General features: G+C 60.0%; 22 protein-coding genes and 1 pseudogene. 7 read left to right on the forward strand and 16 right to left on the reverse strand.

Annotated elements, in window-relative coordinates; translation table 11 throughout:
- Window positions 1-105: 105 nt before the first annotated feature.
- From Q0K07_RS06130 to Q0K07_RS06140, 3 genes are all read left to right on the forward strand, one after another.
- Entirely contained in the window at window positions 106-414 is a 309-nt protein-coding gene (locus Q0K07_RS06130; protein WP_294557760.1) for a hypothetical protein, read from the forward strand.
- A gap of 3 nt (window positions 415-417) precedes the next feature.
- The gene (locus Q0K07_RS06135) at window positions 418-951 is read left to right on the forward strand and encodes a hypothetical protein (RefSeq protein ID WP_294557761.1); all 534 of its coding nucleotides are present in this window, start codon (window positions 418-420) and stop codon (window positions 949-951) included.
- Window positions 952-1,301: 350 nt separating this feature from the next.
- Window positions 1,302-2,498, forward strand: coding sequence for an MFS transporter (locus Q0K07_RS06140; RefSeq protein WP_294557763.1), 1,197 nt, complete (start codon window positions 1,302-1,304; stop codon window positions 2,496-2,498).
- Between the two features lie 462 nt (window positions 2,499-2,960).
- Here the strand turns inward: Q0K07_RS06140 and cydB are convergent, their stop codons facing one another.
- The 8 genes and pseudogenes from cydB to Q0K07_RS06180 all read right to left on the reverse strand — a co-directional run bounded on the left by cydB (window position 2,961) and on the right by Q0K07_RS06180 (window position 7,881).
- Window positions 2,961-3,980 carry a cytochrome d ubiquinol oxidase subunit II gene (cydB, locus tag Q0K07_RS06145; RefSeq protein WP_294557764.1) on the reverse strand — a complete coding sequence of 340 codons (1,020 nt, stop codon included), beginning with the start codon at window positions 3,978-3,980 and terminating at the stop codon, window positions 2,961-2,963.
- A 1-nt stretch (window position 3,981) separates the two neighbouring features.
- Window positions 3,982-5,304 carry a cytochrome ubiquinol oxidase subunit I gene (locus tag Q0K07_RS06150; RefSeq protein ID WP_294557765.1) on the reverse strand — a complete coding sequence of 441 codons (1,323 nt, stop codon included), beginning with the start codon at window positions 5,302-5,304 and terminating at the stop codon, window positions 3,982-3,984.
- A 168-nt stretch (window positions 5,305-5,472) separates the two neighbouring features.
- A complete protein-coding gene (locus Q0K07_RS06155) occupies window positions 5,473-6,681 on the reverse strand; it encodes an MBL fold metallo-hydrolase (protein WP_294557766.1) in 1,209 nt (402 codons plus the stop codon).
- Between the two features lie 77 nt (window positions 6,682-6,758).
- Complete coding sequence (gene rd, locus Q0K07_RS06160; RefSeq protein WP_077073774.1) at window positions 6,759-6,917, reverse strand: rubredoxin; 159 nt, start codon at window positions 6,915-6,917, stop codon at window positions 6,759-6,761.
- Window positions 6,918-6,940: 23 nt separating this feature from the next.
- Entirely contained in the window at window positions 6,941-7,123 is a 183-nt protein-coding gene (gene nrdD, locus Q0K07_RS06165; protein ID WP_294557767.1) for an anaerobic ribonucleoside-triphosphate reductase, read from the reverse strand.
- 15 nt (window positions 7,124-7,138) lie between these two features.
- The gene (locus tag Q0K07_RS06170; RefSeq protein WP_294557795.1) at window positions 7,139-7,306 is read right to left on the reverse strand and encodes a rubredoxin; all 168 of its coding nucleotides are present in this window, start codon (window positions 7,304-7,306) and stop codon (window positions 7,139-7,141) included.
- A 36-nt stretch (window positions 7,307-7,342) separates the two neighbouring features.
- A pseudogene (gene rd / locus Q0K07_RS06175) lies at window positions 7,343-7,492 on the reverse strand (rubredoxin); the annotation flags it as partial.
- Window positions 7,493-7,494: 2 nt separating this feature from the next.
- The gene (locus tag Q0K07_RS06180) at window positions 7,495-7,881 is read right to left on the reverse strand and encodes a desulfoferrodoxin (protein ID WP_294557768.1); all 387 of its coding nucleotides are present in this window, start codon (window positions 7,879-7,881) and stop codon (window positions 7,495-7,497) included.
- A 393-nt stretch (window positions 7,882-8,274) separates the two neighbouring features.
- On the opposite strand from Q0K07_RS06180, the gene Q0K07_RS06185 reads away from it, so the two are divergent.
- Together Q0K07_RS06185 and Q0K07_RS06190 are read left to right on the forward strand one after the other, a co-directional pair.
- Entirely contained in the window at window positions 8,275-8,877 is a 603-nt protein-coding gene (locus Q0K07_RS06185) for an RlmE family RNA methyltransferase (RefSeq protein ID WP_294557769.1), read from the forward strand.
- A 24-nt stretch (window positions 8,878-8,901) separates the two neighbouring features.
- Window positions 8,902-9,645 (forward strand): YebC/PmpR family DNA-binding transcriptional regulator, encoded by a 744-nt coding sequence (locus Q0K07_RS06190; protein ID WP_294557770.1) that lies wholly within the window; start codon window positions 8,902-8,904, stop codon window positions 9,643-9,645.
- A gap of 407 nt (window positions 9,646-10,052) precedes the next feature.
- Here Q0K07_RS06190 and Q0K07_RS06195 read toward each other — a convergent pair whose 3' ends face one another.
- On the reverse strand, window positions 10,053-11,432 hold the full coding sequence (locus Q0K07_RS06195) for a sodium:proton antiporter (protein ID WP_294557796.1): 1,380 nt from the start codon (window positions 11,430-11,432) through the stop codon (window positions 10,053-10,055).
- Window positions 11,433-11,627: 195 nt separating this feature from the next.
- On the opposite strand from Q0K07_RS06195, the gene thiD reads away from it, so the two are divergent.
- Entirely contained in the window at window positions 11,628-12,428 is an 801-nt protein-coding gene (gene thiD / locus Q0K07_RS06200) for a bifunctional hydroxymethylpyrimidine kinase/phosphomethylpyrimidine kinase (protein WP_294557771.1), read from the forward strand.
- A gap of 113 nt (window positions 12,429-12,541) precedes the next feature.
- Here thiD and Q0K07_RS06205 read toward each other — a convergent pair whose 3' ends face one another.
- The 4 genes from Q0K07_RS06205 to Q0K07_RS06220 are packed head-to-tail and all read right to left on the reverse strand — an operon-like array spanning window position 12,542 to window position 17,665.
- Entirely contained in the window at window positions 12,542-13,651 is a 1,110-nt protein-coding gene (locus tag Q0K07_RS06205; protein WP_294557772.1) for an ABC transporter permease, read from the reverse strand.
- Window positions 13,652-13,654: 3 nt separating this feature from the next.
- Entirely contained in the window at window positions 13,655-14,785 is a 1,131-nt protein-coding gene (locus Q0K07_RS06210) for an ABC transporter permease (protein WP_294557773.1), read from the reverse strand.
- Entirely contained in the window at window positions 14,782-16,680 is a 1,899-nt protein-coding gene (locus Q0K07_RS06215; protein WP_294557774.1) for an ATP-binding cassette domain-containing protein, read from the reverse strand. Before Q0K07_RS06215 ends, Q0K07_RS06210 begins: the two co-directional genes overlap by 4 nt.
- Window positions 16,670-17,665 (reverse strand): efflux RND transporter periplasmic adaptor subunit, encoded by a 996-nt coding sequence (locus Q0K07_RS06220; RefSeq protein WP_294557775.1) that lies wholly within the window; start codon window positions 17,663-17,665, stop codon window positions 16,670-16,672. Before Q0K07_RS06220 ends, Q0K07_RS06215 begins: the two co-directional genes overlap by 11 nt.
- A 197-nt stretch (window positions 17,666-17,862) precedes the next feature.
- Here Q0K07_RS06220 and Q0K07_RS06225 point away from each other — a divergent pair, with 197 nt between their 5' ends.
- Entirely contained in the window at window positions 17,863-18,576 is a 714-nt protein-coding gene (locus tag Q0K07_RS06225; protein WP_294557776.1) for a TetR/AcrR family transcriptional regulator, read from the forward strand.
- 388 nt (window positions 18,577-18,964) lie between these two features.
- On the opposite strand, the gene Q0K07_RS06230 is transcribed toward Q0K07_RS06225, so the two are convergent.
- The 3 genes from Q0K07_RS06230 to Q0K07_RS06240 all read right to left on the reverse strand — a co-directional run bounded on the left by Q0K07_RS06230 (window position 18,965) and on the right by Q0K07_RS06240 (window position 21,701).
- Entirely contained in the window at window positions 18,965-19,426 is a 462-nt protein-coding gene (locus tag Q0K07_RS06230) for a periplasmic heavy metal sensor (RefSeq protein ID WP_294557777.1), read from the reverse strand.
- 331 nt (window positions 19,427-19,757) lie between these two features.
- The gene (locus Q0K07_RS06235) at window positions 19,758-20,510 is read right to left on the reverse strand and encodes a DeoR/GlpR family DNA-binding transcription regulator (RefSeq protein WP_294557778.1); all 753 of its coding nucleotides are present in this window, start codon (window positions 20,508-20,510) and stop codon (window positions 19,758-19,760) included.
- 288 nt (window positions 20,511-20,798) lie between these two features.
- A complete protein-coding gene (locus Q0K07_RS06240) occupies window positions 20,799-21,701 on the reverse strand; it encodes a DMT family transporter (protein ID WP_294557779.1) in 903 nt (300 codons plus the stop codon).
- Window positions 21,702-21,825: the final 124 nt, after the last annotated feature.

The raw sequence follows: 21,825 nt of genomic DNA on the forward strand, positions 1-21,825 counted from the left end.
GGAACACGCTGCTGTTCCCCGTAAACAGAACATGCAGGAACAGTTTGCCATTCTTTCGCCATGCGGATAGTATTTCTTGAAAATATGTATGTGGGAGGAGATTCCATGGCGTTGTTTCATCGTTTTCTTTCCTCTGTAAAGAATGAAGGCCCGCGGCTTGTCACCGCAGCAGCCATGTCTTGGTATCTTGAAAAAATGTTTGAAGAGGCAAAGAAAGTTATTATTATAGTTTCTCCCTATATAAAAATGAACACGCGTATTTATCATATTCTCAAGGAGAAAAGAGAAAGCGGTGTTGAGATAAGAATCATATATCGTGAGGATTTTTTGCACCAAGAGATTGCAACACAACTGTTTAAAAGGAAAAATCTTCATGCAAAATGCTTTCTTACGGAAAACGATATTCTTCTGTGAAGTATGAATTTATACGACTACAGTCAGGTGAACAATGATGAAATGGCAATATATTTAACAAAAAATGAAAATGAAGCTCTTTATTCGTCCATAGAAAATGAGGTCGGTAAGCTGTGCAAATCGTTCTCAGATTCCGTGCCTGCTGACAAAAAGAGGCCTTCTGTATGGAAAGGTCTGGAAGTCGGCAAAAAATATGGGAGAAAGGAGCTGGAAAAGTATTTTTCCTTTTCCAGTGATTATAAAGGCGGTATCAATCAGACAAAAAATGGTAATATCGTTCTTTTTATGTCCTCAACAAGTCAATATATGAATGAGGAAAAAGATGGTATTATCTATTATATGGGGCAGAATACGGGGACACCGGAACAAATGCTGAAGTATGGCAATAAGGCTCTTTATGATTCTTTTACTCATGGGAGAGGACGAATTTTTCTTTTTAAAGATGATATTTTTCAGGGAGAGTATATTATCTGCAGGGAACCGCATAAGGAAAAAGGAAAGTGGTATTTCCCTTTGAAGGCAAAGTTTCCCTGCTGAATTGCGCAATGATATGACATTCCCCCTTGTGGTCAGATGGGAAGTTCCTGATTTGAGAAGAGGTTGCGGGTATCCTGTTCAGCATTTCCCTCAAGGAGGATCCTTTGGGAGCTGGCGTTCATGGTATCTTGCAGGGGAAAGCTGATGCCTTACGCGGCGGATGCCGACGGAGCGACGGGAGCGCGGGCCTTGCCTTTGATGGTGACAGGGCACTTGATGGTGGGTGAGACGATCTTTCGGGAGGGCTTTCTTGACAGCGCACAGACATCTCCATAACTTTTTCATTGCGCCCGCAACGCCGCATGGAACATCGTTGCCCGGGCGCTTTTCGCATATAATGGAGGTATGAGATGACGGAAGAGAAGGGCGGGCTTGACCGGTACGGTTTAAAAGCCATATTCAACCGCAATTTCAATGTGGTGGCCGTGATCAATCTGCTCATCATGACGGCCTATTACATGATTTTCGTCACGGGCACGCTGTATGTGCGCAATGCATACGACGTGAGTCTGAGCGTGGCGGGCTTTTCCAGCGGCATCATGGTCATAGGCTGCCTTGCCGGGCGTTTCATCGCGGGGAGCCTGCTTTCCCTGTTCGGCTGTCGCCCCATCCTTCTGGCCGGGCTGGTGCTCTATACGGGCAGCGTTGCCGTCTTTTTCCTTGCCGGTTCGCTTCCGCTTCTTTTTCTGCAGCGTCTTTTCACGGGGATTGCCGTGGGTGTGACGGGAACGGCCACGGGTACCATCGTGGCCTATGTGGTGCCCCGTCAGTACCACGGACTCGGCATCAGCCTCTTCACCATGAGCACGGCCCTTGCTCTGGCCGCAGGGCCTTTTCTGGGCATCACGCTCATGAGCGGGGCGGATTACGTCACCGTGGTGTGGACGGCCTTTGCCGCCGGCGCAGGGTGTCTTGCGGTCTTCTGCGCGCTTCAGGCTCTGCCTTCCATGCTGAAGAAGCACCGTCCGCTCACGGATCTGTACAGCTACATTGATCCCCGTGTGGTGCGTTTTTCTCTGGTGGCGCTGGTGGCCTGCCTGGGATACGGCTGCGTGCAGGCCTTCCTTACCGCGTTTGCGGAGGAAAAGGGCCTTACCTGGGCTGCCGGCGTGTTCTTCCTCGTGTATGCCGCGGCGGCGCTGGGGACGAGACCCTTCAGCGGGCATATTCTCGACCACTACGGGGAAAACGTGGTCTTCTATCCCGCGCTTCTGCTCATGGCTCTGGCCATGGCGCTGCTTGCCGTGGCGGAAACGAGCGCGAGCTTTCTTTTCGCCGCGTTTCTCCTCGGCGTGGGCTTCGGCAACTTCCAGTCCGCAGGGCAGGCCGTGTCGCTGACGCTGGTCACCCGTTCGCGCTTTGCTCAGGCCACCACCACCTTTTTCCTCTTTTTCGATCTCGGCATCGGTCTTGGCCCGTATCTTTTCGGTTTTCTGGTGCCCGTGGCCGGGTATGAAGGCATGTTCTGCGGGCTGGCGGTCACGGCCCTTGTTGCGGCCTGCCTGTACTGGTTTGAGCACGGCAGGCTTCAGGGCCGCCGTTCGTAGAAGCCCGGATCCGGGTGCCGGCCGGCTCCGGCTTTGTCGTGAATCCGGCAGGTGGAAGGCAGCCCATGCGGCCAGCTGCCGGAGGTTGGTTTCCGGCGGAACGCTGCGCGCTGGAAGTGCCGGAAAGGCAGGGCACGGAATGAGGCTTCTGCAGGCCCGCAGACCGCCGTTTCAACTATTCCCGGGAACGCTCGCTTTTTTGCCTTTTGCGGCCTTTCCGGGCCGGAGAAGGGCATAAGACAGGCTGGCAGGAACGTTTCCCGTGCCGGATGCTCCGTAAAGGGCGGATGCGGGAATGTTTCCGGTGCCGCAGGGCATGACGCCGCGGTCTCCGGCATCGGCCGGAGAGACTTTCCGCCGCAGGCCCTGCTGAAGAAAAAGAATGCTGGGCGTTCTGTCGTGACAATAAAAAAAGCCCGCCTTTTCGTGAGAAAAGGCGGGCTTTCGGTTTAAAGGTTCAGCCTAGTAGGAGTGTTCGTCCTTCAGCGTTTCCCTGGTGACCTTATGGGCGAAGGTCCAGTACACCCAGGCCTGGTAGAGGAGTACCACGGGCACGGCGCAGAGCGTGACCGTGAGCATGATCTTCAGGGTAAGGGGGCTGGAGGAAGCGTTGTAGATGGTGATGCTGTAGGCCGGATCAATGCTGGAGAGAATGATGCCGGGGTACATGCCGAACACGCCGAAGAAGGTGAGGCCCAGGATGAACAGGGCGCTGCATATCCAGGCGATGAGGGTGCTGGAGTTCAGGCAGAGGCGGCTGGCCACAAGACCGATGACGGCAAGGGCAAGGGCCACATAGGCGGCGGGATGCTGAGCCAGACGGTCGAAGCTTTCGGTATAGTGCCCGGTGAGCGCGAGGAACACGAGCACCATGGAAAGCAGCAGGGGCCAGAGCACTCTGGCGGCCTTGAATGCCTTGACCTGAAGGTTGCCTTCGGACTTGAGTTCCAGCCAGAGCGCGCCGTGATAGCAGAACATGATGACGAAGAGCACGCCGCCGGCAAGGCCGTAGGGGTTCAGGAGCTTGAGGATGTTGCCGTGGTACACGCCGTTTCCGTCGATGGGAATGCCCATGAAGAGGTTGGCGAAGGCCACGCCGAGCAGCAGAGCGGGCAGGAAGCTCCCCAGAGTCATGCACACGTCCCAGCTGAAGATCCAGGTGCAGGAATCGCCCTTGCCGCGGAATTCAAAGGCCACGGCGCGGAAGATGAGACAGAACAGCAGGATGAGCAGGGGCGCATACAGCGCGCTGAACATGACGGCGTAGGCGTTGGGGAATGCCGCGAAGGTCACGCCGCCCGCGGTGATGAGCCACACTTCGTTGCCGTCCCAGTAGGGACCCTGTGCATTGTAGATGACGCGGCGTTCATGGTCGTTGGAGGCCAGGAAGGGCATGAGGCTGCCCATGCCGAGGTCGAAGCCGTCGAGAATAAAGTACACGGCCCAGAGGAGCGTCCAGAGGAAGAACCAGATTGTTTCCATGTTACGCCTCCTGAGCGGGCTTGGCGGGTTCGGGGCCCTTGCGGGAGTTGGTGTACAGAAGCCAGATGTCTATCAGGCCGAGCAGCGTGTAGATGACCAGGAAGGCGATGACGGAAAGCAGCACCGAGCTGGTGGGTACGGGAGACACCGCGTCCGAGGTACGCATGAGGTTGTAGACGATCCAGGGCTGACGGCCCACTTCCGCCACGGTCCAGCCGAACATGATGGTGATGTAGGGCAGGGGAATCATCCAGGGCAGGATTTTGGCAAGGCGCGTATCGGAAGCGATGTCCTTGCGGCGCCACCAGGCCCAGGCAGCCACGAAGATGAACAGGCAGCCCATGGCCACCATGATGCGGAAGGAAAGGAAGGTGGGCAGAACGGGCGGAATGTCTTCCTTGGCGAAATCGCTCAGGCCTTTGACCTCGGCGTTCACGTCGTTGAAGGCGATGAAGCTCATGAGGCCGGGAATGGGCAGGGCTTCGACAAGATTGCGGCTGTTTTCCTGATCGGGCCAGGCCAGAAGATACATGGGAGCTCTGGTCTGCGTGGTCCAGTGCGATTCCATGGCAGCCATCTTCGCAGGCTGATACTGGGCCACGTTCATGCCCTGCTGGTGACCGGCCACGCCCACGAGAAGGGCCATGATGAGGGTGAAGGGCGCAGCGATGCGCACGGCCTTGGTGAAGAGGGCCACTTCGTTCTTGCGGGCGAGATGCCACGCGGCGACGCCGAGCACGAAGAAGCCGCCGAGCATCCAGGCCGAGGAAACGGTGTGGAAATATTCACCCCAGGCATAGGGGTTGGAAACGACGGCGAAGAAGTCGTCGAGTTCCGCGCGGCCGTTGCGGATGACATAGCCCACGGGGTGCTGCATGAAGCCGTTGGCAAGGATGATCCACAGCGCGGAGATGTTGCCCGCAATGGCCACCATCCATATGGCGAAGCAGTGCACCTTCTTGTTCACCTTTTCCCAGCCGAAGGTCCACACGGCCACGAAGGTGGATTCGAGGAAGAAGGCCACCGTGGCTTCAATGGCCAGAAGCGAACCGAAAATGTCGCCCACGTAGGCGGAGTAGCGCGACCAGTTGGTGCCGAACTGGAATTCGAGCGTGATGCCGGTCACCACGCCGAGAACGAAGTTGATGAGGAAGAGTTTGCCCAGGAATTTGACCATTCTCTTGTAGTCATCATCACCCGTGCGCACATAGAGCGTTTCCATGATGGCGAGCAGGACGGAAAGCCCCAGCGTGAGGGGAACGAAGATGAAGTGGAAGAAAACGGTCATGGCAAACTGGAGGCGGGAAAGGAGGATGAGATCCATGCTGAGCTCCTTGGTGCTTTCTGGCGCATCCAGATGTGCGGCCTGTGCGTCGGCCGAAGCTATGTTGTTTCGTGGTTCCGGGCGGGAAGGTTCGCCTTCCGAAACGTTCCGCCCGAAGCGCGTACCCGCCGGCAGGGAGCCGGCGGGCGCGCGTCAGGCTTCAGGCGATCAGGCGCCGCACTTTTCCTTCAGGGCGCGGGCCACGGCGGCGCCGAGTTCACGGCACCTGGCGAGGTCTTCTTCCTGAGGATTGAAGTAGCACTTGAGCGGTTCGCCTACGAGTTCAACCTTCATTTCGGCAAGGGCGTCGGCCATCATCTTGGGGGCTTCGCCGGACCAGCCGTAGGTGCCGAAGGTGGCGCCCACGAGGTTCTGGGGACGCAGGCCCTTCACATGGGCAAGGCACGCCATCATGTTGACCATGGGCATGTTGTTGCGCGTGGCGGAACCGAGGATGAGGGCTCCGCTGTCGGCAAGTTCGGTCATCACGTCGCTGCAGTGGCTGTTCTGGAGGTTCACGAGCACATAGGGCACGTTTTCCGCTTCCAGGCCGTCGGCCACGGCTTCGGCCATCCTGGTGGTGCCATTCCACATGCTTTCATAGGCGATGACGGCGCGCAGCTGAGGCTTCTGTTCGGCAAAGGCCTTGTAGGAGTCGATGACGAACTTCACGTCTTCGGGGGTGCGGAAGATGAGGCCGTGATCGGGAGCGATGATGTCGAAGGCAAGGCCGAGATCGCCCACGCGCTTCAGGGTCTTGAGCACCTGGGGAGAGAAGGGCAGCACGATGTTGTAGTAGTAGCGCTTCATGGAATCATAAAGCACGGTACGGTCGCATTCATCCGCGAAACGGAAGGAGCTTGCGATGTTCTGGCCGAAGGCGTCGTTGCTGAAGAGCACCTTGTCTTCTTCAAGATAGGACACCATGCTGTCGGGCCAGTGCAGCATGCGGGTTTCCAGGAAGGTGACGTTGCGCTTGCCGATGTTCAGGCGGTCGCCGTCCTTGACGATTTCGATGGGCCACCCTTCGGTATTATAGATGTTGGTCATGGACTTGTAGCCCATGGGGGAGCAGAAGATCTTTTCCGGCTTGCACAGCTTCACGATGCGGGGAAGCGCGCCGGAATGGTCCTGTTCCAGGTGGTTGCACACGATGTAGTCGATGCTTTCCGGATCGGTGATTTCGGAAATGTGCTTCACCAGCGTTTCGAACTCGTGCGCGTTCACGGTATCGAAGAGCACCTTCTTCTCGTCGCACACGAGATAGGCATTGTAGGTGCTGCCCTCGGGAGAGCGGCTGTAGTGGTGGAAGTTGCGGATGTCGAAGTCGACGGCGCCGACCCAGTAAATGTCCTTTTTCAGTTCGACAGGTCTCATCTTTTCCTCGGTTTGGCTAAAACAAAAAAGCGGGAAGCCTTCTTTCGAAGGCTGCCCGCACACGGATGTGTCGGAAATTATTCGGCCTCAAAATCGGCCTTGGAAGCGCCGCAGACGGGGCAGACCCAGTCTTCGGGGATGTCTTCAAAGGCGGTGCCGGGAGCGATGCCGGAATCGGGATCGCCGACGGCGGGGTCGTATTCATAACCGCAGACATTGCAGGTGTACTTTTTCATGGGAGATTCTCCTTGGTTGCGGCTCAGCGCCAGGTTTCCATATTGCAGTGTTTTACTCTGTCGTGCTCTTCCGCGCGCTTGCCGTTGTTGAAGCGGTCGGTCGTGCCCACAAGGTAGCCGGTGATGCGGCGGATGCGTTCGAACTTCACGCCGGTTCCGGCAAGTTCCTCCAGCCGGGTGGAGGAGGAAGACTTGCAGTGTATCATGAACGTGTGCCCCCGCTACGCGAGCTTCTTGAACATTTTCTTGCTCGCGCCGCAAACGGGGCAGTGCCAGTCGTCGGGAAGATCCTCAAAGGAGGTTCCTGCGGGAATCTTGCCCTTGCGGTCGCCCTTGTCGGGGCGGTAGATATAGCCGCAGTTGCCCACCTGGCACTGCCACATGGCCATATCGCTTTCCGCCTTTTCCGCTTCGCCTTCCTCGGCTTCGAAATCGGCCTTGGAAGCACCGCAGACGGGGCAGACCCAGTCTTCGGGGATATCTTCGAAGGCGGTGCCGGGCGCGATGCCGGAATCGGGGTCGCCCACGGCGGGATCGTATTCCCAGCGGCAGAGGCTGCAGACGTACTTCTTCATGATTATCCCTCGAAGGAGGCCTTCCACAGGCCGTGCTTGTTGCAGAATTCGCGGGCGGTGACCTTGTCGGCCTTCACGCAGAATTCGGCTTCGGGAGCGTCGCCGGGGTTCAGGAAGGCGAAGTAGGAAACGCCGTCGGCCAGCAGTTCGATCCATTCGATGTAATGGTCTTCAGCCATGGGATGGGCGGCGGAGCCGACCTTCACCTTGTAGCCGTTTTCCGTCTTTTCAATGACGGGAACGTGCTTTTCGCTGGCGCCGTCGGTGGAACCTTCGCGCATGAGCTTCATGGGTTCGCCGCAGCAGATGAGCGGGGCAGCGCCGCCGTGAAGGACTTCCACAATATTTCCGCAATGTTTGCACTGATATACTTCAAATCTGGCAGGCATGGTATGTCTCCTGGTAGAGGGGTGTTTCAAGGGGCGCCGGGCCGGAACCCGGCGTGCGAATAAATAATAATTATTCTTGATAAGAAGTCAAGTAAATTTTCCACAGGAGAGGGAAGGGCGGCCTGTCTTCCGGGGCCGGCGGGCCTTTCTCCCGAGGGGGAAGAGCGGGGGAACCTTGCGGGATTTTTCGAGTTGTTCCGCAGGGATGAAGCGGCAGGGCGGGGGCTTTTTTCCTGCCCTCCCGTGCGGGCATGAGGCGTGCCTTCCGGGAAAAGCCCTGAATATGGACTGGAAAAACAAAAAGTTTTGTGCTAAAAGATTTCCCGCCAAAAATTTCCCGCCCCGGTTCTCTTGGCTATTGCCAGGAAATACGATACACAGTCCCGGACTGCCATGAAAGTATATCGCGATTATTATTTTCTTAAGGCCAAAGAGGAACATTACCCTGCCCGTTCCGTGTACAAACTCAAGGAAATGGACAGGGCTTTCCGGCTTTTCAGGCCCGGCATGAAGGTGCTGGATCTCGGCGCGGCTCCCGGCTCGTGGTCGCTCTATGCTGCGGAACGGGTGGGCGAAAAGGGGCTGGTGCTTTCCTGCGACCTGCAGAGCACGGACACAGTTTTTCCGCCGAACGTGACCTTCCTTCAGGAGAACGTGTTCGAGCGTACGCCGGAGTTCGAGGCGCTGCTTGCGCAGACGGGGCCTTTTGACATGGTCATCAGCGACATGGCTCCCCGCACCACGGGAACGAAGTTCACCGATCAGGCGCGTTCTCTGGAACTGTGCCTTGAGGCCGTGGAGGTGGCCGACCGCTATCTGAAGCCCGGCGGCGGATTTATCGCCAAGATTTTCATGGGGCCGGATTTTCAGGAACTGGCAAAGGCGCTGCGTGCGCGCTTTACCACGGTAAAAACATTCAAACCCAAGAGCTCCCGCGCCGAAAGCAAGGAAATTTTTGAGGTAGGCATGGGGTTCAAGGGGCCTGTTCAAGGGTAAACACTTTTTTGTTCGGAGGCATACATGTCGGGACACAATAAATGGGCAAACATCAGACTTCGCAAGGGTGCTCAGGACGCCAAGCGCGGCAAGGCCTTCACCAAGGCCGCCAAGGAAATCATCATCGCCGCCAAGAGCGGCGGGGACCCTGCCGGCAATGCCCGTCTGCGTTCCGCCATTGCGGCCGCCAAGGCCGTGAACCTGCCCAAGGATAAGATTGAGGCCGCCATCCGCAAGGGTACCGGTCAGGATGCGGGCGGCGACATCACGGAAATCATGTACGAAGGCTACGGCGCGGGCGGCGTGGCCATCATTGTGGAAACCGCCACCGACAACAAGAACCGTACCGTGGCCGAAGTGCGCCATGTGTTCACCAAGTACGGCGGCGCCATGGGTGAAAGCGGCTCCGTGGCCTTCCAGTTCGATCACCTGGGCGTGATCACGCTGGACAAGGAAAAGTATGCCGACGAAGAGACCGTGATGAACATGGTGCTCGAAGCCGGCGCCGACGACGTGCAGGACAACGACGCTACCTGGGAAGTCCGCACCGCCATGGCCGATTTCAACACCGTGCGCGAAACCCTGGAAGGCCAGGGCGTGGAAATGATGGAAGCCCAGCTGGCCATGGTGCCCCGCATGCTCGTGCCCGTGGACGCGGAAACCGCCAAGAAGCTGGTGCGCCTCACCGACGCGCTGGAAGAACTCGACGACGTGCAGGACGTGTACACCAACGCCGACTTCCCCGAAGATTTCGATCCTGAAGCGTAAGCTTGAGGACCGACCGGGTTGTTTTTTGCCCCCTTTCCGCAAGGAGAGGGGGCTTTTTTTGTGCTTTCGGCAAAGGCGCTTGCAGGATGGGGCTCTGCAGAAGGGGCGGATTTCCCTGAAGGGCCGGGGTATTTGCAGATGTTCGGGCGGAAGCTGCCGGGCGGCCGCCTGCGCTTTTGCGTGCCTTACGCCTGCCGGGAAGTGCCGCGGGAGTGCGTCGGCAGAAGGGGAGGCACGCTTTTCTGTGCAACGGCAGGGCACGTTACCGGCCGCTCCCGGCAGGCGGGGCAGGGCGTTGCCGCGGCCTGAATACGGGCGTTTCGTGTGCGGAAGTGGCGCTTCTGAGCCAAAAAAAGGGGCCGCACCGGATACCGGCGCGGCCCCTTTGTCAGGCATTCACCACAATCTTACATGAAGAAGATGAAGGTGATGAGGGCGAACAGGGGGCAGAGGATACCCACGGACCAGGCCATGTAGCCGAAGAAGCTGGGCATCTTGACGCCCTGTTCTTCGGAGATGGCCTTCACCATGAAGTTCGGCGCGTTGCCGATGTAGGTGTTGGCGCCCATGAACACCGCACCGGCGGAGATGGCGGCCAGCACTTCGCCGTCGGCCATGAGCTGGGCGGCGTTGCCGCCTGCGGTGTTGAAGAACACGAGGTAGGTGGGAGCGTTGTCGAGGAAGGAGGACAGCAGACCGGTCATCCAGAAGAACATGGAGGTCACATGATGGCCTTCGGAGTCGATGGTCAGGTTCACCACGGAGGCGAGAGCGCCGTCGGAACCGGCCTTGAGGATGGCGATGGCGGGAATCATGCTGAGGAAGATGCCGATGAACAGCTTGGCCACTTCTTCAATGGGAGCCCAGGTGAAGTTGTTGCGGGTACGGCAGCCCATGTCGGTCATCTTCCAGGAAGCCACGGCGATCACGATGTACATGATGTCGCGCACCACGTTCTGCAGTTCCATGGGAACGCCGAAGATGTGGAAGGTGGGACCGGTCCACTGGCCGGAGAGCAGGGTGTTGGCCACGATGCAGGCGAGGAACACGAAGTTGATGCAGCCTTCAAAGCCGAGCTTTTCCTTGGAACCCACGGCATCGGCGGGAACAGGGCTGCCTTCCTTCTTGAAGAGCACGGTATCGAGCACGAAGTAGATGCTGAGCAGGATGACGGAGATGAGCAGGGTCTTCATGAACAGATGCACGGTGGTCCAGAAGAAGCTCACGCCCTTGAGGAAGCCGAGGAACAGGGGCGGATCACCCAGGGGGGTGAGGGAGCCGCCGATGTTGGCCACGAGGAAGATGAAGAACACCACCTGATGCACGCGGTACTTGCGGTGAGCATTGGCGCGCAGCAGCGGACGGATGAGGAGCATGGCGGCGCCGGTGGTACCCATCCAGCTGGCCAGAATGGTGCCCACGGCCAGGATGGCGGTATTCACGAGGGGAGTGCCCACGAGCGTGCCTTTGAGGCGGATGCCGCCGGCCACGGTGAACAGGGCGAGCAGCAGCAGGATGAAGGGCACATACTCAAGCAGCACGCTTTCGGCGGCCAGGAAGAAGGCGTTGCCGAAGCCGAAGGTGAGGGCGCAGGGGATGAGGAAGGCAAGTCCCCAGAACCCGGCCACCTTGCCGAAGTGGTGTTCCCAGAAATGGGGCACGGCCAGCGGGCAGATGGCGATGGAAAGCAGCATGCACACAAAGGGCACGACCCACATGATGGAAAGATCCTTGGGCAGCTGGAAATGTTGTCCTTCAGCGAAGCAGAGGCTGGGCACGAGCAGCATCGCCAGAAGGAGAAGGGAGGAGAATTTGAAACGGTGCATCCACGGACTCCTTTCAGGAAAAAATAGAATTAGGTTTTGTTTTATCCAAAAAAAAGCGTTCCATCAAGAACTTTAGGCGCAGCATGGCGGCTGAAGCTTGACGTGGCGCGGTTTTTGAGGGCATTGCAGAAGAAAAAATGCAACAAGGAGCGCCTTATGCAGCAGATGCCCAATGTTCTCACCATCGCCGGTTCCGATTCCGGGGGCGGCGCCGGCATACAGGCCGATCTGAAGACCATGACCGTGATGCGGACCTTCGGCATGAGCGTGATTACGGCGCTCACCGCGCAGAACGGGCTGGGAGTTACAGGCATTCACGCTCCCGAACCCGGATTCGTGGCGCTTCAGCTCAATACCGTGCTTGAAGGCTTTACCGTGCACGCGGCCAAGACGGGCATGATGTTCAATGCGGGCATCATCCATGCCGTGGCCGACATCCTGGATACGCAGAGCTTCCCTCTGGTGGTGGACCCGGTATGCGTGAGCACGAGCGGCCATACGCTCATGGAGGAGAACGGCATAGAGGCCCTGAAGGAGAGACTCATGCCGCGGGCCGCGCTGTTCACGCCCAACAGACCGGAAGCGGAGCGCTTTTCCGGGATGAAGATAGAAAGCGACGACGATGTCATCGAGGCCGGAACGCGCCTTCTCGACATGGGCGCAAAGGCCGTGCTCATGAAGGGCGGGCATTGTGAGAGCCGTCCCGTATTCGTCACCGACTGGCTTCTGGAAAAGGGACATGAACCGGTGGCCCTTCGTCAGCCCCATGTGGATACGCAGAACAGCCACGGCACGGGCTGCACGCTTTCGGCAGGCATTGCCGCGCAGCTTGCCCTCGGCATGCCGCTCCGCGTGGCCGTGACGAAGGCGCAGGAATTTCTGAACCTCGCACTCCGGCACAGTTTCGCTCCGGGCAGGGGACACGGCCCCTGCAATCACATGGCGGGCCTGAAGTAGGCGTAACGTTCTGTTTTTTCCCTCTTTGTCCGTCCTTCAGAAGGAAGGGCACGAAACAAAAACGCCGCTCCCTGCAGGAAGCGGCGTTTTTCGTGTCGGAGCCTGCCCGTTTTTCAGCTCAGCCGGTTTCTGAACAGCCAGCCTGCAAGCGGCAGGGTGACGGCGGCCACGGCCAGCATGGGGATGAAGTTCTGCGCGATGTCGGCAAGGGGCGAACCTTCAAGGTACACCCTCCGCACGCAGACCAGGGCGAAGCGCAGGGGATTGGCGCAGGTGGCGATCTGCAGAGCCTCCGGCATGGCGCTCACGGGGGTGGCAAGGCCCGAGAGCAGCACCATGGGCAGCAGCGAGACGAAGCAGTACACGAGCGCCTGCTGCATGTTCAGGGAGATGGCGGAAATGCACAGCCCTATGCCGGCGCAGCTCAGGGTGAACACGCCGAGGGAGATATAGAGGTCGGCAATGCTTCCGGCAAAGGGTATCCCGAACCAGAACAGACAGACGATGAGAATGAACGAGGACTGGACAAGCCCCACCACGATGGGAGGAATGGCCTTGCCGATGAGGATTTCCCACGGGGAAAGCGGCGTGACCAGCATCTGGTCGAAGGTACCCTGCTCCCGTTCCCGGGCCACGGAAAGGGCGGCCAGCACCATGATCTGTATGATGCTGAGGGAACCGATCATGGCGGGCATGATGTTCCAGCGTGTTTCAAGCTGGGGGTTGAACCATGCCCGGGTGACGAGGTTCACCGGCGAGGCGTTGCCGTGGCCTGCGTTCCAGGCCTCGACGATCTGGGCTATGTAGCCCTGGGCCATGGCCGCCGTGGTGGAGTTTCTGCCGTCGAGAATCACCTGTATGTCGGCGTTCTGACCGGAGAGGATGCGGTCGGCGAAGTCGGAACCGATCTGCACGGCGAGCAGGGCCTTGCCGTCGTAGATCCATGCCTCCGCCTCGGCGGAGCTTGAGAGGGTGGCCTGCCGGACGAATTTGTCCGTGCCGTCCAGCCGGGCGGCAAGGTCGCGGGAAAGGGCGCTTCTGCTCTGGTCGCAGAGCACATAGGGGATGAAGTTGAGGTCGTAGGTGGCCGCGTAGCCGAAGATCAGGGATTGAAGGATGACGGGAATGATGAGCACCAGGCGGTTGGCCGGGTCCTTGAAGATGATGAGAAGCTCCTTGATGCAGAGACTGCGGAGCCTTCGGAGCATGAGGATGATGTCCATGGCTCAGTCCAGTTTTTTGCGGGTGAAACGTATGGCCACGCCCATGAACAGGATGGCGTAGCCGATGAGGGCCGCGCAGTCGCGCAGGATGATGCCCATGTTGTCGCCGGCGAGAAAGAGCGTTTTCAGAAGTTCCATGTAGTGGGTGGCGGGCAGGATGTTGCCCACGATGCGGGCCACGAGGGGCACGCTCCTGAGATCGAAGAGAAAGCCGGAAAGGATGACGGCGGGCAGAAAGCTCACCACAATGGCGATCTGGCAGGAAAGGAACTGGCTGCGCGTCACCGAGGAAATGGCCAGCCCCATGCCGAGCGCCACCACAAGGTAGAGGGAGGAGCTGAGGAAGAAGAGCAGGAGGCTCCCCCGCATGGGCACCTCGAAAAGCCAGCGCGCCGCCCCGAGGCAGAGCAGAAGCCCGGCCATGCCCAGAAGAAAATAGGGAATGATCTTGGAAAGCAGAATTTCCGCTCTGCCCACAGGGGAGACGAAGAGCGATTCCAGCGTGCCGCGTTCCCATTCCCGGGCCATGATGAGCGCGGTGAGGAAGGCCCCCACCAGAGTCATGATGATGACGATGAGCCCGGGCACCAGATACCAGGTGCTGTTTGCGGCCTCGTTGAACCAGATGCGCCCCTGCACCACGGCGGAACCTGTGCCCGATCCTGCGTTTTTCATGCCCGCGCGTTCAAGGGCGGACTGAACGCGCAGGGCAACGGCGGCGCTCGTGTACTGGCCTATGAGTGTTGCCGTGGTGGAATCCACGCCGTGCAGAATAAGCTGCATTTCCGCATGGCCCTTTTTGAAGCGGCTGTCGAAGTCGCCGGCCGTGCGGATGATGGCGTCCACCTCGCGCCGGTTGAGCAGTTCCTCGGCCTCGTGCATGGAGGCGACGTAGCGCGGGGAGAAGTAGCGGGAGCCGTTCAGGCCCGAGAGCAGCTCGCGGGAAAGGGGGGTGGAATGCTCCATGACCACGGCGATGGGCACGTTGTTCACGTCCAGGGAAAGGCCGTAGCCGAAGATGAGAATGAGGATGATGGGCAGCACCAGCCCTATCATGATGCTGCTCGGGTCGCGCGATATCTGGCGCAGCTCCTTGACGGTGAGCGCCGCAAGGCGGCGGAGGAACGCTTTCATGCCGTGCCCTCCTTCGTGCGGTCATGGTCCCGTGCCGCGCGGGAACTCTCCACGATATGGATGAAGGCCTCTTCCATGGTGGGGGCGTCGCCCCCCTGATGCCGCACCTCGCCGGGCGTGCCCAGGGCGAGCACGCGGCCCGCGTCCTGAATGAGCATGCGGTCGCAGTATTCGGCCTCCTCCATGAAATGGGTGGTGACGATGATGGTGGTGCCTTCTTCCGAAAGGGAGGTGATGCGCCGCCAGAACATGCGGCGGGCCAGCGGGTCTATGCCGCTTGTGGGTTCGTCGAGAAAGAGGATTTCCGGCCTGTGCAGCATGCCCACGGCCATGGAAAGCCGCTGCTTGAAGCCCCCGGGCAGGTTTCCGCTCATGTCGTGTTCATGGCCTGCAAGGTCGAACTCCTCCAGCACCTCGCGGATGCGGCGGCGCAGGGCAAAGGGCCCTATGCCGTACACGCCGCCGAAGAAGTGCAGGTTCTCCAGCACGGAAAGATTGCCGTAGAGGGAAAATTTCTGGGAAACGTAGCCCACGCGGGTGCGCGCCTGGGCCGCGGCGGTGCGCAGGTTTTCCCCGGCCACGCAGAGCTGTCCGCTGGTGGCGGGCAGAAGTCCGCAGAGCATGCGGAACGTGGTGGTCTTGCCCGCTCCGTTGGGCCCGAGCAGGCCGAACACCTCGCCCCTGCGCACGGAAAAGGAGGTGCTGGCCACGGCGGTGAAGGTGCCGAACCTGCGGACGAGGTCGCGCACTTCGATGACGGTTTCCGCTTCCTCTCCCGGGGCGGGAGAGGGGGCGCTGCGCTCCGGCGTATTTTCGCGCGAATTGTCTCCGGCAGGGGCGGGCCGTTCTTCCTGCCCGGCGCTTTCGTGCCGCAGAAGCAGCATGAAGCTGTCTTCCAGACGGGGAGCGACGGGGCGGCAGGAATCCTTTCTCAGAGGGGAGTCGCCGGATGAGCAGAGCGCCGCAGGCCCCTTTTCCCGGCATTCCGGGGTGAGCACGAAGCGCACGACGCTGCCTTCGGGCACGGCGTCCATCACGGCGGCGGGCCGGTCGAGAAGCCAGGCCTGAAGCGTGCGCGCCTTCATGCCCTCGGAAAGGGGCGCGGTGTAGCAGAGCCCGTCCGTGAGACTGCGCAGGCTTTCCGGCGAGCCCTGGGCCAGAATGCGCCCTTCATGAAGCACGATGACATGGGAGCAGCGTTCCGCCTCGTCCATGTAGGCGGTGCTTATGACCACGGAGAGGTGTTCTTCCTCCACCATGCCGGTGATGATGGCCCACAGTTCCCTGCGGGAAAGCGGGTCCACGCCCACGGAAGGCTCGTCGAGAAGCAAAAGGTCCGGGGAACGCACCAGCGTGCAGGCAAGGGCGAGCTTCTGCTTCATGCCGCCGGAAAGTCTGCCCGCGGGGCGGGCGGTGAAGGCGGCAAGGTCGGTCATGTCCAGCAGGCGGGAAAAACGCTTCTTCCGCACAGCCTGCGGCACGCCGTGCAGGTCGGCATAGAGCGTCATGTTCTCCATCACGCTCAGATCCTCATACAGGCCGAAGCGCTGGGGCATGTAGCTTATGCGGTTCTGTATCTGCTGCGCCGCGTGCGAGGCATCGAGGCCGAGAACGAAGAGCGATCCGGCACTGGGGGCGAGAAGCCCGCATGCCATGCGCAGAAACGTGGTTTTTCCCGCGCCGTCCGGCCCCACGAGGGCCGTCATGCGCCCGGCGGGAATGTCCACATCCAGCGCGTGGAGGGCGGTTACGGTCTGCTTTTTGCTCTGAAACACGCGGCAGAGGGCGCGGGCGCGCACCACGGCATCTTCCGGCTCAGGAAAGATGCCGGAACATGCCCCCGTGGCCTGGGGGAGAACCGGGGTACCCGGGGGCCGGGGCGCGTCAGTTTCCATGACCGCCTTCCTCGTGCAGAAGCACGGTTACGGGCATGCCGAGGCGCAGGATGTCCTTTTCATCATCGGCAATGATGCGCACCTCATACAGAAGGGAGGTGCGCAGATCCTCCGTCTGCACGCTCTTGGGCGTGAATTCCGCCGTGGGCGAGATGTAGCCCACATGGCCGGGCACGGTTTCCGGGAAGGAATCGGTGCGTATGTCCGCCTTCATGCCGGAGCGCACGCGGCCGAGCTGCGGTTCCGTCACATAGGCGCGCACCCACTTGGGCGTGGTGAGGGAAAGCAGGAATACGGGCGTGGCGGAAGAGGCCATGTCCCCCTTTTCCAGCAGGCGGGAGGTGACCTGCGCATCGGAGGGGGCAAGCAGCCTGCCCAGGGAAATGTTGTGCTCCATGAGCGCAAGGGAGGCCTTTGCGGCGTTCAGCTGCTCTCTGGCCATGGCAATGTCTTCCTCGCGGAAGCCTTCGCGCAGCAGGGCAAGGGCATGGTGCGCCTCGTCGCGCTGGCCCTGGGCCACGCGCAGGGCCGTCTGCGCGTTTTCCCGCTCCTGCGTGCTCACGGAATTGGAACGCCGCAGGGCGGCAATGCGGGCATCGTTGCGCCTGGCCTGCTCCAGAGAGGCTTCGGCCGTGCGGAGCGCCGCTTCCGCCCGGGCGATTTCCTCGGGCCGGTTTCCGCGCTCCATCTTGAGCACGTTCTGCTCCTGCGCCGCAATGTCCGCACGCAGTTTCTGCGCCTGAAGGACAAGGGAGGTCACGTCCACTTCGGCAAGCAGCGCGCCTTCCTTCACCCTGTCGCCTTCCTCGGCAAAAAGCGCGGTGATGCGGCCGCCCTGCTCGAAGGCCAGGGAAACCTGCCGGATGTCCACGTTGCCGTACAGAACAAGATCGCCCTGCGCTTCGTCTGCGCGATGGGCGTTTTCATAATACCAGCCTGCCGCACCGAGAATGAGAACGGCGAGAATGATGAGGACTTTCTTCATGTCGGCACCCCTTCCGCGCCGGTGAGGCGGGCCTTTGCACCGCGCATCCCGCGCAGGAGATGTTGCACCATGTCCGTTTTCTGCCCGGCGGGCGCGGAATCGGACAGGGAAAAGCATGCGCTCCGGGTCTCCCTTGTGCCCAAGGTAGGAACGATTCCGGGAAAAGTCAAATACAAAGTTCAATTTTATATTTAAATTTGACATTTGAATCTTTTTCTCCTACCGTCAGCTTCATGATGGAAGAAATCTATACCAGCAGAAGAAAGCGCAGCGCGCCCCGCAGGGACGGTCTTTCCACCCGGACTACGGTGCTGGAGGCCGCCGGGCATGTGTTTGCTGAGAAAGGCTACCTCAAGACCACCCTCCGTGAGATATGCGAAAGGGCCGGGGTGAACGGCGCGGCCGTCAACTACTACTTCGGCGGCAAGGAAGGCCTGTATGAGGAAGTGCTGGTGGAGGCCCATCGCCAGCTTGTGAGTCTGGAGGAGCTGAACGCCGTCATGGCGTCGGGCGGCGCGCCGGAGGAAAAGCTCCGCGCCTATCTTGAACTTGTGGTGCGCGCGGCCATGAAGGCCCCGGAACTGTGGGGCCTGCCCGTACTTCTGCGGGAGGTGGCTTCCTCCTCTTCCGATCTTCCGGCCTCTCTGGTGGATACGGCGCTGCCCAAGCTGAACGTGATCCGTTCCCTTGTCTGCGAGATCACGGGCCTTGCGCCCGACTCCGGGCGGGCCGGAGAGGCGACGGCCATGCTGCTCATGCCCTGCATGATGCTGGTGCTTTTTCCTGAGAAGATACAGTCGCTGCTGCTGCCGGGCTTCATGGACAGGCCGGAACACATGGTGGATGCCATGCTCCGCTATGCTCTGGGCGGGCTGAAGGCCCTGAAGGAAGGCGTTTCCTCCTGCGGCTGATGAAACCATGCGGAAATGGCCGCCTTTTCCGCCGTATCCGTTTTTTCCCGTACAGGGGACTGCCTTGTCCGTTCCGGCCTTGCCGGGGCGGACATGTGGTATCCGTCACTGCGTCATCCCGCTCTTTCCGGGCCTGCGTGAAGAAGCGTTTCCGCAAGGCCCTTCCGCTGTGTTTTTTATCTGACGCAGGAACCTGTCCGCATGCCCGGCGTCTCTGCTTCCGGCATGAAGTACGGGCAAAGAAAAAGGCCTCCGCCGGGAGGCCTTTTTCATGAGGAGGAGTATATGCGTTGCGCTCTTCCCTCACGCCTTTGCAGGGGGAGGCGGCGTTCGGGAAGGAGCGGCTTGTTTAAGGGAGGCGCTCAGGAGCGGAACGCCTCCCGAAGTATCAGATGCCGTAGCCGTGATGGCGTCCGTAACCGTCATGATGACGGGGGCCGTAGCCGTCGTGGAAGCGGAAGCCGGGGCAGGGCAGGCCTTCCTTCTGCATCTTGGCGACAAAATCGTTGTTCACGGTGCGTATCTGGGTACGCAGACTGGTGATGTCGGCCGTGAGGGCGCGCAGCTCGTCGGGAGAGGTATTGGGGTTGCGGGAAAGGGCGTTCAGGGTCATGCGCTTTTCGGCAAGCTTGTCGTGCAGGGGGGCCACGGCGGCACGGTGTTCCTCATGGAGTTTGTCCAGCTGGGCCCGCTGAGCTTCGGTCAGGTTCGGCATGGCTGCGCAGGGGGCCATGCGCCGGCAGTCGCGGGCATATCTGCCGTGGAAGTCGGGGCTGGCCATGGCGGCGACGGGGATGCTGGCGGCGAAGGTGGCGGCGACAAGGGCGACGATGATGGGCTTTCTGGTCATGGTATTTCCTTTGAGGGAGAAGGTTGTTTCACGCATGTGGACCACACGCTCAGTATATAGAAAAACGCTTCCGCATTGTCACGTTTCAAACTATTTCGCAATGTCCCGTTCCGGAAACATGCGGCCGCTGCAGGTTACGCCCATGCAAGAGAGAGTCGTTTTTCATGCCTTCCGGGAAAGACGACGGCGCTTTTCCGAAAGAAAAGGCCGCAGAAAGGCGGCCGGTGAAGAAAAAAGCGGAAGGGAAGAGCGGACTTTTTTTTGAAAAAGAGAGGTCCCGGTGCGGAAAGTGCACGGAAAGAGCCGCCCCTCATGGTTGCGCGCTGCCTTGTCACGGGCAGATCAGGCGCACGTTTGCCTGTTCGAGCAGGCTGCACATCTGTGCCGGGGGGCGGACATCGGTGACCAGCGTGTCGATGTCGGAAAGGTTTCCCACCCGGACGACGCCGTTTCTGAGGAATTTGCTGTGATCCGCCGCAAGAATGGTATGCCGGGCATTCTGCCGCATGGCGGCGATGGTGGCGGCGATGTCGCTGTCAAATTCAAAGAACGTGCCCGAAGGGCTGACGGCGGCGGTGCTGATGAGGCAGAAATCCATTCTGTAGCGGGCGATGCACTCGCGTATGGTGTCTCCGAGAAGGGCATGGGTGCCCTTCTGCAGCCTGCCGTGGGGCACGAGTATGGTCGAATGCCTGCACTGCTGCAGGGCGAGAGCCACATGCAGGTTGGCCGTGAGCACGAAGAGCCCTTCCTTGTGGGCAAGGTACCGGGCCGCGCATTCCAGCGTCGTGCCGCCGCCGGTGAACATGGTGGCGCGGTTGGGAATGAGGGAGGCCAGAAGTGAGCCGATGATCTTCTTGCCTTCCACGTTGTTGTTTCTGCGCACCTCAAAAGGAGAATCCTGACTGATGTTTCCTCCCCCGCCGCGCAGGCGGACGATGCGCCCTTCCCGGCTCAGTTTCATGAGGTCGCGCCGTATGGTCTGTTCGGATACGCCGCACAGTTCGGCAAGTTCGCCCAGAGCGGCGAAACCCTGCTGATTGATGCGTTCTTCAAGAAGGACGTATCGCCGGGAACTGTGCATGAAAGGCTCCTTCAGGCTTGAGGATGGGCGGGCGCGGAAGCGCAGGCTGAGCCGGTATCTGCCGGGAAAGAATACAGAATACAGAAAATCCTCAGGACCGGGAACATGCCGGAAGGAAGTTTTTGTGTGATGTTTTTATAATTTATTGATATACATTATATTTTTTATTTTCTTTCAACGGGCGGCCGGGGAGGAGGGCCTTTTGAATGCCCTAGGGAGCGCGTGCGTCCGTTTTTGCAGAGCGGCGGAGAAAGAATCTTCCGGAAGGGCCGTGCCTTTCAGGCCCTGTCAGGCGGATTTTTTCCGGGGTTCGGCGCTTTTTTTGTGCAGCCTTTCCAGAATGACCGGCCCGGCCAGCACGAGAAGCACCGCGAGGCAGATCACGGCCACGCCGGAAAACACGCCTGCGTCGGCCGGTTCGTGAAAGACGAGTATGCCCACGGTGACGGCGGTGAGCGGTTCCATCACACCCAGAATGGAGGAGAGGGTGGAGCCTATGCGCCGTATGGCCAGAACCAGCGTGAGGTTGGAGAAGGCGGCGGTGATGACGGCAAGGAGCACGGCAAGTCCGGCATCCCGCATGGAGTGAAGCCCCGTGAAGGAGCCGGTGAGCACGGCGTTGAGAAACGAGGCCGCCATGCCGAAGAACAGCACCCAGAAGGTGATGCTCAGGCCGGAAATGCTGCGTATGCGGGCGACATGCAGGCCGCAGATGTACACGGCGTTGCACAGCGCCGAAACAAGCAGCAGCGCTATGCCCTTTGAGCTGACATGTCCGCCTTCCCCTCCGCCCAGCAGAAACACCCCCAGTATGGCGAAGGCCACGGAAGCGGCGGTGATGAGGGAAAAGCGCTCATGAAAGAAGACGATCATGATGAGCATGACCATGAGCGGATAAAGAAACTGCAGCGTGGCGGCCACGCCGCTCGGCAGATAATGGAAGCCGTGGAACATGAGCAGGGCGGCCAGGGCGTACATGATGCTGAACACGGCAAGAGCGCCCAGTTCGCGCGGGGGCGCGGCCAGCCGTTCATGACGGAGCACGATGATGACGCCGAGGGAGAGCGAACCGAAAAGAAAGCGGTAGAACAGCACGCATGCGGCGCTCATGCCGTCCTGCATGAGCGGAAGACTGAACAGGGGAATCAGACCGAAGGCGGCGGAAGAGAGAAGAGCGAGGAGAAAACCCATGGCGTGCTCCGTGGCGAGAAGGGGGACGTCTAAGGCGTCCGATCTGTTCCTTTTCAGAAGTTGCGCCGCGCGTCAACCGGAGAAGGGATTTTTCCTTCGTTTTTTCCGGCCCGGCCGGCCGCTC

The organism is uncultured Mailhella sp. (assembly GCF_944324615.1).
Lineage (GTDB): Bacteria > Desulfobacterota > Desulfovibrionia > Desulfovibrionales > Desulfovibrionaceae > Mailhella.

Bases quoted from the DNA above. Each gene is read 5' to 3' on its own strand.
- Q0K07_RS06195 (WP_294557796.1), bottom strand. From the start codon at position 11,432: ATGCTGCTCGTGCCCAGCCTCTGCTTCGCTGAAGGACAACATTTCCAG.
- cydB (WP_294557764.1), bottom strand. From the start codon at position 3,980: ATGGAAACAATCTGGTTCTTCCTCTGGACGCTCCTCTGGGCCGTGTAC.
- Q0K07_RS06155 (WP_294557766.1), bottom strand. From the start codon at position 6,681: ATGAGACCTGTCGAACTGAAAAAGGACATTTACTGGGTCGGCGCCGTC.
- Q0K07_RS06215 (WP_294557774.1), bottom strand. From the start codon at position 16,680: ATGGAAACTGACGCGCCCCGGCCCCCGGGTACCCCGGTTCTCCCCCAG.
- Q0K07_RS06180 (WP_294557768.1), bottom strand. From the start codon at position 7,881: ATGCCTGCCAGATTTGAAGTATATCAGTGCAAACATTGCGGAAATATT.
- Q0K07_RS06135 (WP_294557761.1), top strand. From the start codon at position 418: ATGAATTTATACGACTACAGTCAGGTGAACAATGATGAAATGGCAATA.
- Q0K07_RS06235 (WP_294557778.1), bottom strand. From the start codon at position 20,510: ATGCACAGTTCCCGGCGATACGTCCTTCTTGAAGAACGCATCAATCAG.
- Q0K07_RS06230 (WP_294557777.1), bottom strand. From the start codon at position 19,426: ATGACCAGAAAGCCCATCATCGTCGCCCTTGTCGCCGCCACCTTCGCC.
- Q0K07_RS06140 (WP_294557763.1), top strand. From the start codon at position 1,302: ATGACGGAAGAGAAGGGCGGGCTTGACCGGTACGGTTTAAAAGCCATA.
- Q0K07_RS06130 (WP_294557760.1), top strand. From the start codon at position 106: ATGGCGTTGTTTCATCGTTTTCTTTCCTCTGTAAAGAATGAAGGCCCG.
- Q0K07_RS06205 (WP_294557772.1), bottom strand. From the start codon at position 13,651: ATGGACATCATCCTCATGCTCCGAAGGCTCCGCAGTCTCTGCATCAAG.
- Q0K07_RS06240 (WP_294557779.1), bottom strand. From the start codon at position 21,701: ATGGGTTTTCTCCTCGCTCTTCTCTCTTCCGCCGCCTTCGGTCTGATT.
- Q0K07_RS06185 (WP_294557769.1), top strand. From the start codon at position 8,275: ATGAAAGTATATCGCGATTATTATTTTCTTAAGGCCAAAGAGGAACAT.
- Q0K07_RS06150 (WP_294557765.1), bottom strand. From the start codon at position 5,304: ATGGATCTCATCCTCCTTTCCCGCCTCCAGTTTGCCATGACCGTTTTC.
- Q0K07_RS06170 (WP_294557795.1), bottom strand. From the start codon at position 7,306: ATGGCCATGTGGCAGTGCCAGGTGGGCAACTGCGGCTATATCTACCGC.
- rd (WP_077073774.1), bottom strand. From the start codon at position 6,917: ATGAAAAAGTACACCTGCAATGTCTGCGGTTATGAATACGACCCCGCC.
- Q0K07_RS06220 (WP_294557775.1), bottom strand. From the start codon at position 17,665: ATGAAGAAAGTCCTCATCATTCTCGCCGTTCTCATTCTCGGTGCGGCA.
- thiD (WP_294557771.1), top strand. From the start codon at position 11,628: ATGCAGCAGATGCCCAATGTTCTCACCATCGCCGGTTCCGATTCCGGG.
- Q0K07_RS06190 (WP_294557770.1), top strand. From the start codon at position 8,902: ATGTCGGGACACAATAAATGGGCAAACATCAGACTTCGCAAGGGTGCT.
- nrdD (WP_294557767.1), bottom strand. From the start codon at position 7,123: ATGATACACTGCAAGTCTTCCTCCTCCACCCGGCTGGAGGAACTTGCC.
- Q0K07_RS06210 (WP_294557773.1), bottom strand. From the start codon at position 14,785: ATGAAAGCGTTCCTCCGCCGCCTTGCGGCGCTCACCGTCAAGGAGCTG.